This window comes from Streptomyces sp. NPDC048565, from assembly GCF_040650935.1.
GTDB lineage: Bacteria > Actinomycetota > Actinomycetes > Streptomycetales > Streptomycetaceae > Streptomyces.
In genome coordinates, this window is the sequence record NZ_JBEZIH010000012.1 from 177,520 (window position 1) to 190,822 (window position 13,303).

14 protein-coding genes and 1 pseudogene are annotated in these 13,303 nt (G+C 63.8%); 8 read left to right on the top strand and 7 right to left on the bottom strand.

Annotated features, from left to right (window positions below; genetic code table 11):
• Nucleotides 1-22 precede the first annotated feature (22 nt).
• The 4 genes from AB0C75_RS17100 (at nt 23) to AB0C75_RS17115 (ending at nt 3,445) form a co-directional block, all read left to right on the top strand.
• A complete protein-coding gene (locus AB0C75_RS17100) occupies nt 23-1,279 on the top strand; it encodes a S8 family serine peptidase (protein WP_362891469.1) in 1,257 nt (418 codons plus the stop codon).
• Nucleotides 1,280-1,354: 75 nt separating this feature from the next.
• On the top strand, nt 1,355-1,708 hold the full coding sequence (locus tag AB0C75_RS17105; protein WP_362891471.1) for a WXG100 family type VII secretion target: 354 nt from the start codon (nt 1,355-1,357) through the stop codon (nt 1,706-1,708).
• Nucleotides 1,709-1,771: 63 nt separating this feature from the next.
• A complete protein-coding gene (locus tag AB0C75_RS17110) occupies nt 1,772-2,071 on the top strand; it encodes a WXG100 family type VII secretion target (protein WP_362891473.1) in 300 nt (99 codons plus the stop codon).
• A gap of 114 nt (nt 2,072-2,185) precedes the next feature.
• Entirely contained in the window at nt 2,186-3,445 is a 1,260-nt protein-coding gene (locus AB0C75_RS17115) for a S8 family serine peptidase (protein WP_362891475.1), read from the top strand.
• 149 nt (nt 3,446-3,594) lie between these two features.
• On the opposite strand, the gene AB0C75_RS17120 is transcribed toward AB0C75_RS17115, so the two are convergent.
• Nucleotides 3,595-4,380, bottom strand: a complete 786-nt coding sequence (locus tag AB0C75_RS17120; protein WP_362891477.1) for a helix-turn-helix transcriptional regulator — start codon at nt 4,378-4,380, stop codon at nt 3,595-3,597.
• Between the two features lie 62 nt (nt 4,381-4,442).
• Here AB0C75_RS17120 and AB0C75_RS17125 point away from each other — a divergent pair, with 62 nt between their 5' ends.
• The 3 genes from AB0C75_RS17125 to AB0C75_RS17135 all read left to right on the top strand — a co-directional run bounded on the left by AB0C75_RS17125 (nt 4,443) and on the right by AB0C75_RS17135 (nt 6,547).
• Complete coding sequence (locus AB0C75_RS17125; RefSeq protein WP_362891479.1) at nt 4,443-5,252, top strand: SDR family oxidoreductase; 810 nt, start codon at nt 4,443-4,445, stop codon at nt 5,250-5,252.
• A gap of 255 nt (nt 5,253-5,507) precedes the next feature.
• Nucleotides 5,508-6,359 (top strand): helix-turn-helix transcriptional regulator, encoded by an 852-nt coding sequence (locus AB0C75_RS17130; protein ID WP_362891481.1) that lies wholly within the window; start codon nt 5,508-5,510, stop codon nt 6,357-6,359.
• On the top strand, nt 6,356-6,547 hold the full coding sequence (locus AB0C75_RS17135; RefSeq protein ID WP_362891483.1) for a DUF397 domain-containing protein: 192 nt from the start codon (nt 6,356-6,358) through the stop codon (nt 6,545-6,547). Before AB0C75_RS17130 ends, AB0C75_RS17135 begins: the two co-directional genes overlap by 4 nt.
• Nucleotides 6,548-6,689: 142 nt before the next feature.
• On the opposite strand, the gene AB0C75_RS17140 is transcribed toward AB0C75_RS17135, so the two are convergent.
• Nucleotides 6,690-7,760 (bottom strand): (+)-(1(10)E,4E,6S,7R)-germacradien-6-ol synthase, encoded by a 1,071-nt coding sequence (locus tag AB0C75_RS17140; protein WP_362891485.1) that lies wholly within the window; start codon nt 7,758-7,760, stop codon nt 6,690-6,692.
• A 606-nt stretch (nt 7,761-8,366) separates the two neighbouring features.
• Here AB0C75_RS17140 and AB0C75_RS17145 point away from each other — a divergent pair.
• Nucleotides 8,367-9,020, top strand: coding sequence for a class I SAM-dependent methyltransferase (locus tag AB0C75_RS17145; protein WP_362891487.1), 654 nt, complete (start codon nt 8,367-8,369; stop codon nt 9,018-9,020).
• A gap of 31 nt (nt 9,021-9,051) precedes the next feature.
• On the opposite strand, the gene AB0C75_RS17150 is transcribed toward AB0C75_RS17145, so the two are convergent.
• The 5 genes and pseudogenes from AB0C75_RS17150 to AB0C75_RS17170 form a co-directional block, all read right to left on the bottom strand.
• A complete protein-coding gene (locus AB0C75_RS17150) occupies nt 9,052-9,264 on the bottom strand; it encodes a hypothetical protein (protein ID WP_362891489.1) in 213 nt (70 codons plus the stop codon).
• Nucleotides 9,261-9,751, bottom strand: a pseudogene (locus AB0C75_RS17155) (winged helix-turn-helix domain-containing protein). Before AB0C75_RS17155 ends, AB0C75_RS17150 begins: the two are co-directional and overlap by 4 nt.
• A 66-nt stretch (nt 9,752-9,817) precedes the next feature.
• Nucleotides 9,818-10,123, bottom strand: coding sequence for a hypothetical protein (locus AB0C75_RS17160; RefSeq protein WP_362891491.1), 306 nt, complete (start codon nt 10,121-10,123; stop codon nt 9,818-9,820).
• Nucleotides 10,124-10,449: 326 nt separating this feature from the next.
• Nucleotides 10,450-12,744, bottom strand: a complete 2,295-nt coding sequence (locus AB0C75_RS17165) for a hypothetical protein (protein WP_362891493.1) — start codon at nt 12,742-12,744, stop codon at nt 10,450-10,452.
• On the bottom strand, nt 12,744-13,217 hold the full coding sequence (locus tag AB0C75_RS17170; protein WP_362891495.1) for a hypothetical protein: 474 nt from the start codon (nt 13,215-13,217) through the stop codon (nt 12,744-12,746). Before AB0C75_RS17170 ends, AB0C75_RS17165 begins: the two co-directional genes overlap by 1 nt.
• Nucleotides 13,218-13,303: the final 86 nt, after the last annotated feature.

Consider the following 13,303-nt stretch of genomic DNA (forward strand, 5'->3'; position numbering starts at 1 on the left):
CAGGGAAGGTTCGGAAGTCAGGATGACAGCAGGAATGAGCCAGACCCGGAAGCGTCGTGTGTCTCTCGGACAGAGAGGACGCCTGCTCGGCACGATGGCTGTGGCCGCTGCCTGGACCGTGGGATTCGCAGGGGCAGCTCCCTCCGCAAACGCTGCAGACACGCAGTCGAAGCAGTGGTACCTCAGGGCAATGCAAGCCGAGGAGATGTGGGAGACCACCACGGGTGAAGGCGTAAAGGTAGCTGTTATCGACTCTGGCGTGAACTCGTCAACCAAATCCCTGAAGGGGCAGGTCCTGAAGGGATTTGATGCTACGGGTGCGGAGGGGGATGAGTACGACGACTATCGCGGGCACGGCACCACCATGGCGGAGCTGATTGCTGGAACGGGAAAGGGCGAGGGACTGCAGGGCCTTGCGCCTGGCGCGAAGATCATTCCAGTGCGGATCACCGACACGGAGTTCCAGAATGAACATTCAGTGAATGCTCATGACACTGCAGATGCCATTCGGGCGGCGGCGGATAGTGATGCGCAGATCATTAGCATGTCATTTTCTAGCGATTTCGCCGACGATAGGGAGCGGGAAGCGGTCAAGTACGCAGAGGGTAAGGGGAAATTGATCTTTGCGGGAGTGGGAAATAATGCAGAGGAAAGGAACAAGGATCAATATCCTGCTGCGTACCCACAGGTAGTCGGCGTCTCTTCAGCGGACCGGGATGGCAAGGTTGCTGAGTACTCTCAGAACGGGAGCGTTGTAGATATTTCCGCCCCTGGAAATGATATTCCGCGGTGGTGCGACTCGGATTTCCAGGGTTACTGTGACGGCGACGGAGGGACCAGTGCGGCAACGGCTATCGCTTCCGCTTCCGCAGCCCTCGTATGGTCCGCACACCCGGACTGGACCGCTAATCAAGTCCTCAACGTACTTTTTGACACTGCCAGTCGGGACTGGGACAAAGACACGCTCAGCAAGTACCTCGGTCACGGCCTGATCCGTCCTTCCATGAACATCCTGAAGGGCAAGGGGACCCCTGGTGACCCGGACATCAGTCCCCTCACCAACGAGAAGACGGCCGGATCCACTGCCTCGCCTGCCGCATCCGCATCAGCTTCGTCACAGCCTGAGAAGACGGACAAGGCCGACGACGCCGCTATGGCAGGCTCAAGCACTGAGAAGAACGACGACAGTCAACTGGGCCTGATTCTCGGCGGAGTTGCAGTCGTGCTCGTGCTCGGCGGAGGCGCTTTCGCGCTTGTCCGCAAGCGCCGTACCGCCTGACCGGCCGTAGTCCTCATACGCATCCCGGCAGCAACGCTGGGACCGAACAAGAGCACCAGGAAGGAAGCCAGCACCATGGCAGATCAGAAGCTCTCAGATGACATGCTCCTCAAGCTGGAGAACGAACTCGGCACGCGGTTCGACTCCGTGAAGGCCCAGGTCAAGAACCTGCAGGCCACGATCGACAGCCTGGAAGGTGCCTGGAAGGGTATCGGGGCCAACGCGTTCAACGGCAAGCAGGACGAAATCAACAAGAGGATGGGCAACATCGCCGTCCGATTGGCCAACTACCAGGAAGCCATCAAGGCGGCCCGGACGATCTCGGGCAACAACGAGGACGAGATCAGGCAGGCGCTCCAGGGCGTGGACGTCGTCGACGGCTACTCGGCCGGCGCGGAGGCCAAGACGTCAGCCATCAACTACCTCTAAACCTTGCCGTACCCGTACCTCGTACGGGTCATCACACCGAACTGGACTGAAGGGGAGGATCGTATGCCGACCAACGACGGCACGATGGTTGTCACTTACGCGAGCCTGGAGCAGGCTGCCGGGGACATCGATCGGCAGAGCAGGCAGCTCGACGAAGACCTTGCGGCCATCAAGCGGGTGGTTTCCAGCGCGTCCGAACTCTGGCAGGGCGAGGCCAAGTCGGCGTTCGACACCTCGAAGATCAGCTGGGACCGCGATGCCAAGGGGATCCACGCCGCCCTGACGGAGATTTCTCGCAAGGTGCGCGACGCCAGCTCGTCCTACCACGCTGGTGACAAGCGGGCGAGGGCCAACTTCGACTAGGACTCGCCGAAGAGCAACAGGCCAGGGTGGGCACGCACGGGAGGTGCCCACCCTGACGTGTGTCGTGGTGTAGTCCTGTGACCGAGCAGGCGCAGGGAGGGTTCGGAAGTCAGGATGACAGTAGGAATGGGCCAGACCCGGAAGCGTCGTGTGTCTCTCGGACGGAGAGGGCGCCTGCTCGGCACGATGGCTGTGGCCGCTGCCTGGACCGTGGGATTCGCAGGGGTTGCTCCCTCTGCGGTCGCTGCCGATGCGCAGTCGAAGCAGTGGTATCTCGAACCTATGCATGCCGAGGAGATGTGGAAGACGACCACAGGGGAAGGCATCAAGGTTGCTGTCATCGACACCGGGGTCAACCCAACCACGCCGTCTCTCAAGGGGCAGGTCCTCAAGGGGTTTGATGCCACAGGGGCAGACGGCGATGAGTACGACGACTACGACGGCCACGGCACGTCGATGGCTGAGCTTATTGCCGGAACCGGCGAGGGCGGGGGTCTGAAGGGTCTCGCGCCAGGCGCGAAGGTAATCCCGATGCGGATCACTGATACGAAGTTTCAGAATGAGAATTCAGTAAATGCGGATGATACTGAAGATGCAATCCGTGCTGCGGCAGATAGTGATGCGCAGATCATCAGTATGTCGTTTGCTAGCGATTACCCAGGGAGGGGAGAGCGAGAAGCTGTCGCATACGCCGAGAGCAAGGGGAAGCTCTTCTTTGCAGGTGTGGGAAACAATGCGAAAAAGGGAAACAAGGAGCAGTACCCTGCTGCGTACCCACAGGTTGCTGGCGTTGCGGCTACGGACAGCAGCGGTGCGGCCTCGGCTTACTCCCAACATGGAAAAATCGTAGACATTGCGGCCCCGGGTGACGGAATTCCGCTGTGGTGCGACTCGAAATTTCAGGATTACTGCGACTCTGAAGGCGGCACCAGTCAAGCCACGGCCATCACGTCAGCAGCCGCTGCCCTGATCTGGTCGGCCCACCTGGAATGGACAGCTAACCAGGTCCTCAATCTTCTCTTCGACACCGCTGGTCGAGGTGACTGGGAAAAGGGCACGCTAAACGACTACCTCGGTCACGGTGTCATCCGTCCGGCGGTCAACATCCTCAAGGGCACGGGAGATCCCGGCGACCCGGACATCAGCCCCCTCACGCACGAGAAGACGTCCGGCTCCACCGCCTCGCCCGCCGCAACCGCCTCCGCCGAACCCGCAAAGAGCGCGGGGGCCGATGACGCCGCTATGGCGGGCGCGGGCAGCGAGAAGGAGCAGGGCAGCAGCACTCAACTGGTCCTGATCCTCGGCGGAGTTGCAGTGGCGGTCGTGCTCGGTGCCACCGCTCTCGCCCTCGCCCGCCAACGCCGCAGAGCCTGAGCACCTGGCAGCGGACGTGGCGCCATCAGGAATGAGCGAGCTGCGTCTGGGCGGGCAGGCACGACGACGTTCGCGGCGCCCGCAGCCCCGGCTTCGGCCCACGGCCGGCTTCCGCGACACTGAATGCGCACCGCCGAGCCTCTCCTACCTCACGGAAGCCGACCGAGCGCGGCCTCGGAAGGGCTTCCGGGCGTCGCCTGGTAGACGATGATGACCTGCTCCTCGGCACCACCCACGGTGAGCGCCTGCCGCCGCAGGGACAGCTCCCCGACCACCGGATGCGCGAACCGTTTGAGCTCGTCGCGTGAGGGCCGCGCGTCGTGCCGCGCCCACAGGCGGCGGAAGTCGTCGTCCGCCTCCAGTTCCGCGACGAGCAGGACGGTCCTGGGGTCGCGAGAGTCCGCCTCGGCACGCAGGGCTGCTGCGGTCTGAGCGGCGATCTCCGCCCAGTCCGGGAGCAGTTGACGGACCTCGGGGGCGAGGAACATGTCCCGGGCCAGGTTGTGCCCGGGTTCGTACATCGGGGCGAGCGCACGTGCCCGCTTGTTCGCGGCCAGCACGTCGAACCGCCGATTGCGTACGTACGCGGGACTGTCCGCCCAGGCGTCGAGCAACTGGTGCACGTCCCGCGTGACCTCGGTCTCCGATACCCGTACCGGACCCGGGGCGGCGAGTGCCAGGACGTACGCCGTGGTGTCCGCGTCCAGCTCCAGTGCCCGCGCGAGCGCCCGCAGTACCTGCGGTGACGGGTGCCGGTCGACGCCCTGTTCCAGCCTGGTCAGGTAGGGCTCGCTGATACCGGCCAGCTGGGCCAGTTCCTCCCTGCGCAGCCCCGCGACCCGGCGCCGGCCAGGGATGGGCCGGCCCGCGTGGGAGGGCGGAACCTGTCCCCGCCTGGCCTTCAGGAACTTCCCCAGGACGTTGTCGGTCGCCATAGCCGGAGGGTAACCCTTCCGGGGTGCTGGCTGCGGACCGGCGGGGAGCACAGGATCGATGCATGAAGAAGACCTGGTTCATCACCGGCGCGTCCCGCGGCTTCGGCCGGATCTGGGCCGAAGCCGCCCTCGCCCGCGGCGACCGCGTCGCCGCCACAGCCCGCCGCCCCGAGTCCTTGCGAGCCCTCGTCGACGCCTACGGGGACAGCGTCCTGGCGCTCCGCCTCGACGTCACCGACCGGCCCGCGGTCACCGCCGCCGTGCAGTGCGCCGCAGATGCCTTCGGCCATCTCGACGTGGTGGTGAACAACGCCGGCTACGGCCTGTTCGGCATGGTCGAGGAGACCACCGAGGAACAGGCCCGGTCCCAGATCGACACCAACCTGCTCGGCCCGCTGTGGGTGACGCAGGCCGCACTGCCGTTCCTGCGTGCCCGGGGGAGCGGTCACATCGTGCAGGTCTCCAGCATCGGCGGCCTCGCCGCCTTCCCGACCCTCGGCCTGTACAACGCGTCCAAGTGGGCGCTGGAGGGGATGAGCGAGGCACTCGCCCAGGAGGTCGGTCCGCTCGGCATCCGCGTCACGATCGTGGAGCCCGGCCCCTACGGCACCGATTGGTCCGGTTCGTCCGCGGTGCACACGGAGCCCATCGCCGCGTACGAACCGGTCCGCGAGGCGCGCCGGGCCGGTGCCACCGCCCGCGCACCACAGGATCCGCAGTCGACCGCAGACGTCATCCTCCAACTGGTCGACACCGAGGAACCGCCTCTGCGGCTGTTCCTCGGTGAGTATCCCTATCCCGTGGTGGAAGCCGCCTACCGACAGCGACTCGACACCTGGAACGCCTGGCGGCCTCTCGCCGGCCGGGCCTGAGAGGCGTCAGGGCGAATCACGCGGCAACGACAGTTCCCTTATCCAGTGCGAAGCCCCACACCGGGGGAGTGACTCGGACGTGACCGAAGGCCCACAGGGCCCGCCCTGATACAGAATCCGTTGTATGGGTTGACCGCGCGGACTGGGTGGGTAGCTGCCCGTGACCATGGGGGGCGTCAGCGTTGTACCAGGCAGCACGGTCGGGTCCAGCGCTGAGCGGGCACGGGTACGGGCACGGAAGGGTGGACGGTGGCTATGCGGTCGGACAACGGGGCCGGGGACGCGGCCAGCAGCGAGCCGGAGCTGTCGGACAGCCTCAAGACGTTCGGGGCGGTGCTGAAGGCGCTCCGGGACGAGGCTCACCTCACCCAGGAGCAGTTCGCGCCGCTGGTCCAGTACTCGGCGGCGTATATCGCCAAGATCGAGCAGGGGAAGCGGTTCCCCCCGAGGGACCTGCTGGATCGCTCGGAGGGGGTACTGGGGGCAACGGCGGCGCGGGTGTTGGTGGCGGCGGCGAGGAGCCTCACGCGGAAGGTGGGGCTGGCGTCGTGGTTCCGGCAGTGGGCTGGGATCGAGGAGGACGCGATCACCTTGTACGCGTACGAGTGCCGGGCGATCCCGGGGCTGCTGCAGCCGGAGGCGTACATCAGGGCGATCTTCGAGCGACGGTTGCCGCCGGTCACCGAGGAGCAGCTGGAGCGGGAGGTCACTGCCCGACTCGACCGGCAGCAAGTCATCCAGCAAAAGCCCAACACTGCGTTCAGTTTCATCATTGAACAGGCCGTCCTGGAACGGAGCTTGGGCGGCGACGAAGTCACACGGGCCAGCATCGATCATCTCTTGTCCGTTGGCAGGCTGCGCAACGTCGAGATTCAGATCATGCCCCTGCGGCAGGAGGACCACTGCGGAGTCGACGGGCACATGTACTTGGCCGAGACCCCTGAGCACCAGTGGGCCGGATACACCGAGGGGCAGCGGTCGAGCAGCCTGCTCACGGCACCGAAGGACGTAAGCGTTCTACTCCAACGCTATGGCAAGCTGCGTTCGCAGGCCCTTGACTGCAGGGCCACGATCAGCCTGCTGGAACAGATGCGAGGAGCGCTATGAACACCGCCGAGCGGGAATGGTTCAAGAGCAGCTACAGCGGGAGCGAGGGCGACAACTGCGTCGAAGTAGCGGCACACCACGCGACCGTCCTCGTCCGGGACTCGAAATGTACGCAGACGCGTCCACTGGCCGTATCCCTGGGTGCCTGGTCGGCATTCACCACGCTTGCAGCTGGCTCATCGGTCTGAACGAGAGCGGCGGGGCAGCCTCCTGGCCCGCTCCTTGCCGCCGCCCACGGGGAGCGCCTGCCGGGGAAGCCACCGCAACTAATCCGGTACGGCCGACAGCCTGCTGGCCGTACCGAACGAGATGACGTCGAGCCTGCGGTGACTAGTCCTTCACGAGATCCCACCACCAGGCGATGCTGGCGATCGGCAGAGGCTGGTCCGCTTCCCGCTCCTGGAAGGGTGCGGCGGCGCTGCCGGCGGGAAGGTCGGCTGGGTTCTCCGGATTGACGTAGCGATTCGTGGTCAGGGACCAGTCGTAGTCGGCGCGGATCCAGGAGTCGCAGTCCGTGATCCAGCGTTGCAGTTCAGGGCCGGCGTCCCGCAGGATCTGGTCGCGCAGGCGGAGGTAGAGCGCCATGGCGCGGGTGTGCATCATGGCGGTCTCGCTGACCGCCTCATCGAGCGTGCATCCTTGCTCGTACGCGATCAGGTCGACGATGTTGCCGTAGCCGTCCTGGCTGCGTTCGCGTTCCTTGTGGTACGAGACCAGGTCGTTGGACCAGCCGATGATCGAGGCGAAGACCTCGACGAACCCACGGATGTCGTGGCGTTCGTAATCCGCCGCCGGGAGGTCGTATCCGTGGATGATCTCGCTGAGGGTCGAGAAGATCTTGACCCCGGAGGAGTCGAGCCGGACAGCCAGGTGGTCGGAGAGGGTGGGCACCCGCCCCTGGGCGCTGTTGGCGGCCATCCAGATCTGGCCCTGGAGGTAGGCGCGGAAGCCGGCGGACCAGCGGGCGGTCTGTACGGGCGTGGTCAATTCGTCGAGTCGCAGACGTAATTCACGCAGCGCCGCGCTGTAGTTGTCGTCGGTGGGCGCCGCCCAGGGGACCTCGACGATGCGCTGGAGCTTCGTGATGATGAGCAGCGTGGCGTCCGGGGAGGCCGCGACCGGCCCTTCGTCGCAGAACTCGTCGTCGAAGGCGAAGAGCCACATCAGGAAGTCCGAGGTCCACTGCAACGCCGGCACACGTCCGGAGGGGGCGCCGCGGCTGGTGATCTCGCCCACGGAGATCCGTGTCAGCCGATCGCGTTGCGCTCGGTCGGAGTAGAGGCCGAATCGGTCCAACCAGGCGGCCGAGCGTTCGTCGATCTCGCGCCAACTGGGATGGATTCCCGAGGGGAGCGGAACCCATAGCTGAGGGATCTTCGGCGCTGGAGCTGGGGAGGTCATGTACCGCCCTTTCGCATGTGCTTTTCAATGCCTCTGAGACCCGGAAGTTAGCAAGGTGTAGGGGGAACGGGTACAGCGGTTTCCAGCCTGGTTGGCTCGTGAACGACAGTCCTTTCCAGCCTGGGGACAGGTGTCCAGCTGGGTTCCCGGCACGCGTGAGAGGTGCGGAAGCGGTTGATTACGCAGTGTTCGTGCTTGATCGATCTCGTCGCGGAGTTGGCCCGAAAGCGCCTCTTGCTAGTTCGAGTTTCACCTGGCCCCCGGGTGGAGCGTGCAAGTGCGGGGGCGACGCAGGCCCCAGGACGGCCGAGCACACCGTTGCGGACGGCGAGGTCGGCTCGCCAGGCCCTTCGGGCTTCGGGGGGCCGGTTCATCGCCGTGCGCTTCGCGCCGTACGCGATCGATGGAGCCGCGAGGGGATGGCCATTGGGGCGACGGCGGACGACTGGCGAGGCTGCCGCACCCCTTCCGGGTCCGGTGCTCTCGGCTGCCGGGAGCCTCTGCCAATGAACTTGAACGCGTGATGTCGGGCTTCGTGGCCGATGGAGTGCTCCAGTAGCCGCGACCATACGGCAGAGTGATGCTGAGGGTCGGTACGCTTTGGCCATGCGTGATCGATTGGGCGCCGACGGAGACAGTGTCGGGCAGGCCAGGGGAACCGCTGGGTATGCGCGAGCGGCGGACGTGCTGGCGGTGCAATACGAGGAGGTCACCTTTGGTGAGGTCCACCGTGACGTGCTGAGCCTGGTGCCCGCCGGGCATGCACGGATCCTCGACATCGGTGCAGGCACGGGGCGTGATGCGGCCGCGTTGGCAGCCCTGGGGCACAGTGTTGTGGCCGTCGAGCCGACGGCGGAGCTACGGGTGCATGGGCAGCGAATCCACGCAGGCAGTGCAATCGAGTGGGTTGACGACGTTATGCCCACCCTTGCGCTTCGCCAGTGCCCAGGCCGGTTCGATGCGGTCTTCGCTACTGCGGTATGGATGCATCTGGATGCTGAGGAACGTGGACAGGCGATGGCCAGGATCTCAGCCTTGCTGATGCCTGACGGCCGATTCTTCGTCAGCCTTCGCCATGGTCCTGTGCCTGATGGGCGCCACATGTTCGACGTGTCCGCTGCTGAGACAGTCGAGCTGGGTGCAACACACGGCTTGCGGACGCTCCTGAGCAGTGAGCGTTCCGATCTCCACGGTCGGGACGGTGTCCGGTGGAGTTCTCTCGTGCTCCAGGCACAGGACTCCCGCAACGCACCCGACTGAGCGCGGAGTCCGGACGACGGCCCTGTGTCCGTCAGCCGAGGGTCATGCCGGCGCCGGCGAGGCAGCCGTCGATCAGATGCGGGCGGTACTGGATCATCTTGAGCTTGCGTTTGACGGCTCGGGTTACCTGATTGAGGTTGGCGGCGGCGAGGTTGCCGATGTCGCGTTTGACCAGCGACCGGATCCCTGGCGGCGTCATCGACTGGCCGGCTTCGTCCTCGAAGACCACCCAGGCGTTGTTCACCGGCGGTGCTCTTACCCGCGGCCAGACCACCCGCCGCCACAACTCCACCGCGTCGTCATCGCGCTCGATCGCGCGGCGGGCGGGCTGCTGCCAGGACAGCCGTGCCGCCGCAGCAGCTGCCACGTGCCCTCCAGGTGTACGAAACGTGGAACATGCGGCCGACCAGCGTCTGCACCCGGGCCAGCGTCCACCGCTGGTCGGCCCACCCATGGGCCAGCGGGCCACGCTCCAACTCACGCTCCAACTTGGACATCTACGCGTCGGAAAGCCGAGGCCGGCCAGGTGAGCCCTTCGACACGACCCCGGCCGGTCCCTCCTCGCGCCACTGGCGCCGCCAGCGTTCCACCGACCGCTCCGAGACCCGCAACGTGGCAGCGATCTCCCGGTTCTTCTCGCCAGCCTCGAAGCCAGCCACGGCCTGGACCCGGACCCGCTCTCGCAAAGCTCTCTCGGCGTCGGTCAAGCCGCCGCCCTGCGGATATCTCACCCCACCAGGACTACCGAAGCCACCAGCACGATGTTCGGTGAACAGCCCGACATCACCGGATCAAGTTCAGTACGAGCAGTGGTCGGAATTTTTGAGCTTCTCTGTGTACTCGCGAATAAGATCTTTGAGTGCCTGGGAATTGGGCTTCCCACCCGAAATTCTAATACTTGCGAACACTCGCTCGCCAGGTGTCGGGGGCGTAGAGCATACAACCTCCCCCACCGCCCCCGTGGCCGAGTAAATGTAGTTCCCATCTGCTGTCTTCTTGTCGTTGAGATCGACGCCGTTATTTGCCATGGCGGCGACATCGAGCAATGACTTATCCTTGCTGAGCCATTCTGAGCTTGCTGACAGAACCTCCTTATCATCCACGTAGACGCGACACCTTCTGATTCCTTCTGTGGTATTGCGCGACACTACGGACACTTTATCCCCAGGGGGCATGAGGGGATCTAGAAGATCGCGAGAAACGGTTTTACCGCAGAGTGAGGACGGCGTCTCGTATGACTTTTCGGGCACTGAGCAGGACGAGCTGAATACGGCAACGATTGTTGCCCAAAAGATTGAGTAGAGAAATCTTCGGCTGATGAACCTGTCCAGTGGTGATATTTCCATGTCAAGTCCCTCGAGTGTGGAATGTGGGAACGCGGTAGACTGATGCAATGATTTTCCAAATTGGGTAATTGCTTTTTTTGTGGTTACGTGGGTATGTCGGTTTCGAGATCGTTGGCCATCTGTCGGCCCGCCGTGGAGGCGTCATTGAATCCGTCCCGCGTGCCTTCTCGTGTCCACTCTGAGAATTGGTCTATGTCGGTCGATTTGTGTGTCTTGCCGGCGCCGTCTGCTGCAATCCTGGCAAGCTCAGTGTTTCTCTCCGTGCTGTCTTCCCAAAGCTCCCCTACTGTTTTTCCTGCCTCTTTCATATTTTCTGGCTCGGTATCTTTGAAGAGCTGTTCCAGGACTGCCCCGCTCACAGTCCCTGCCGCTCCTCCCACTGCCGCCCCCACGATCGGGCTGGCGATAAAGCTGGTCCCGACACCCACGCCAGTGCCAATGACGCCTGAGGCGATTCCCTTCTTTTGATTTACTGCATGCTCGAAGTCGCCGTCAGCCTCGTTCGCTTCGCCCAGTACAGCCTCCTGACGTCCGATGGCGAGAGTCCCCCCGATCTCACCTGATCTGCGAGTAATTTCCTTGATTGTTTCCTCTGTGGAGTGTGGGTACTTCTGGTCATCGGGGAGGTCGGGATTCAGGTGGTAGTCGAGGAGGCTGGCCATATACGATTTCTGGCCCACTTCGACAGCGCTGTAGCCTTCCGGGTTCTGCCCCAGGCTCACCAGCAGGCGAGTTACATCCGTGTGTTCCAGATCCGCTGCGTGGCCAGCGATCGGGAAGAGTTTCGGAACACTCGTGTTCTCTTCGCCGGCGTCGGTGGTCGCCCTGTTGATGTCAGGTAGATACTCAGACACAATCTGGCCGACGCTGTCGGACATGTATCCACGCTCGGTCAAGCGTTCCGGATCTTCCGAGATGGAGGCGGTGAGATCCTCCATCAGCTTTGCTTGACTCGCGTTATGAGCCGGCAGGCCCGCCGCTGGTATTTCCCCTGCAGGGTGCCCGGTCGTCGCCGCTTCCAGGGCCAACGCCATGGCATTCTGGCCGGCGATGCTGTCGTCTCCCTTGTCGTTCTGGTCCTCCGGCCAGTCGCGCTCCTCGAAGAGATAGTCGAAGTTGCTGAGCTCCCTCATCTCTCTTTTCCCGTTCCCATCAGCATCTTCCTTGAACTCGTGATCCTCATCCTTCGTCACGAAGGTGTCGTTGAAAAATTCTGTAGCAGCGTCAGGGCTGTTCGACAGCGCTTCCATGAAGCCGGTCATCGGGTCCGACCCCGAGTCGGATCCCGTCCGGTTGAGGAGAGGATCCATCCCCATGGGCGTCCAGGCGCCGTGACGTCCGTTGTCGGTGAACTTCTTCTCGGTCTTGATGAGCTCGTTTCCGTAGTCGTCGAGGAACTTGTTGTCATAGTTTCCCCATCGCATCAAGTTGCTCATCACCTGGAAGCCCAGAGTGCCGGAATTCTTGGAAATCGGCTGGCTGCCGAGATCCACCATGTCGCGCTTCCAGTTCGTCATTCCCTGTGTATCGCTCTGACTGGCGGTCGCCAGAGTGAGGCTCAGGTTCTTCTGAAGATCGTCGTACTGGTCGACCCTCTGCCTGCCGATGTCCATGGCGTGATGGGGATCGTTCAGCCCAGCCCAGAAGTCCAGCGTCCCCTGGGCCCCCAGGTTCTCTGCGAAGCGGGCGGCGAACAGCTCGTCGCCCGCCATCTTCTCCAGCCCGGCGTTGAGTCGGTCGAACTCCTTGACCGTGAGGTCCTCCGGGTCCTTCTTTGCGATACGTGACAGTTCGTCGGCTTCTTCGATCGCGTGGGCCGCAGCGTCCCGGTCCTTGTACTCGGCGCCTGTGAATCCGAGAGCGGCTTGGTCCGACAGGGCCTTGAGGGCCACGGAGCCCGTGTGGTCGCTCTCGGTCGCTTTGTCGAGGATGTTCTGGATCTCGTCGCGGAGGGCGCTGACGTCACTCTCGCCGACGTTGGAAACGGCCGCTCCCGTGCTGCTGGGGCCGATGCGCATCGAGACAGTGAACCCGCCTCCGCCAGTCGTGGTCACCGTGATGTTCTTCTTCAGTCCGCGTTCCATGGCCTCGTTGAGCTGCCCCTGGTACGCCTTCAACTCGCTGCGTGTGTCCTTGAGGATGTTCCACAGCGACTTGGCCTGTTTGTGGGCGTCAGTGAACTCGCGCACCGTCTTGTCCACGAACCCTTTGGTGACAGTGGCGTTGTCGCCCGACCAGTCGGCTTTGTCGGCCTTTGCCTTGAGGCCATCGCGGGCGTCCCCTTCCAGGACAGCGAGGTTGCTCACCATGGTCGACCAGTCGGTGACGGCAGAGTCCAGTTGTCCGAACGTGGCGAAGCGCAGGGTTTCCAGGTCCATCAGTTGTCCGCCTTGTTCTTCTCGCCCTTGGGGGCGTTGTCGTCGTCGAAGGCCTGGTCGAGCGTGGTGATGCTGCTGACCCGGCTTCTCACGTACTGGTCGTCCCCCTGGTGTATGTACTTCGTGAAGTCCATATGGTTCGAGATATGCCCACAAGCATCCATTAGGGATTTGAGCTGGACGTCCCACCGGCTCGCCACGTGTCGGAGAGCACCGCCGAGTTCGAACCCCTGAGTGGTGAGGTTGCCTGCGGCCGTTTCACTGGTCGGCACCGCCACTCGGGCCTCTTTCCACAAGCGATTGTTCAGCTTCGAGGCCTCGTCACGGACGTCCGAAAGGTGGGTCTGGTTGACGGCGAGGTCGCCCTTCTTGGCCCCACTGCCTCCAGGCTCGGCCTTGTTGAGCCGCATCTGCGTGTCCCCGCCCCTGTCGGCTGCATCTGCCTTCAACTGCTCCCACTCGGCCCATGCCATGCGTGGGACCCCCTTCAGCCAATACTCGCGATGCCGGAATTTCGGAATCTATTCTGCTCGGCCCTCGCCGCACACGCCGAAGCGGG

Coding starts and splice junctions, on each gene's coding strand:
- AB0C75_RS17105 (WP_362891471.1), top strand. CDS start 1,355: ATGGCAGATCAGAAGCTCTCAGATGACATGCTCCTCAAGCTGGAGAAC.
- AB0C75_RS17125 (WP_362891479.1), top strand. CDS start 4,443: ATGAAGAAGACCTGGTTCATCACCGGCGCGTCCCGCGGCTTCGGCCGG.
- AB0C75_RS17110 (WP_362891473.1), top strand. CDS start 1,772: ATGCCGACCAACGACGGCACGATGGTTGTCACTTACGCGAGCCTGGAG.
- AB0C75_RS17170 (WP_362891495.1), bottom strand. CDS start 13,217: ATGGCATGGGCCGAGTGGGAGCAGTTGAAGGCAGATGCAGCCGACAGG.
- AB0C75_RS17145 (WP_362891487.1), top strand. CDS start 8,367: ATGCGTGATCGATTGGGCGCCGACGGAGACAGTGTCGGGCAGGCCAGG.
- AB0C75_RS17130 (WP_362891481.1), top strand. CDS start 5,508: ATGCGGTCGGACAACGGGGCCGGGGACGCGGCCAGCAGCGAGCCGGAG.
- AB0C75_RS17165 (WP_362891493.1), bottom strand. CDS start 12,744: ATGGACCTGGAAACCCTGCGCTTCGCCACGTTCGGACAACTGGACTCT.
- AB0C75_RS17135 (WP_362891483.1), top strand. CDS start 6,356: ATGAACACCGCCGAGCGGGAATGGTTCAAGAGCAGCTACAGCGGGAGC.
- AB0C75_RS17115 (WP_362891475.1), top strand. CDS start 2,186: ATGACAGTAGGAATGGGCCAGACCCGGAAGCGTCGTGTGTCTCTCGGA.
- AB0C75_RS17140 (WP_362891485.1), bottom strand. CDS start 7,760: ATGACCTCCCCAGCTCCAGCGCCGAAGATCCCTCAGCTATGGGTTCCG.
- AB0C75_RS17120 (WP_362891477.1), bottom strand. CDS start 4,380: ATGGCGACCGACAACGTCCTGGGGAAGTTCCTGAAGGCCAGGCGGGGA.
- AB0C75_RS17100 (WP_362891469.1), top strand. CDS start 23: ATGACAGCAGGAATGAGCCAGACCCGGAAGCGTCGTGTGTCTCTCGGA.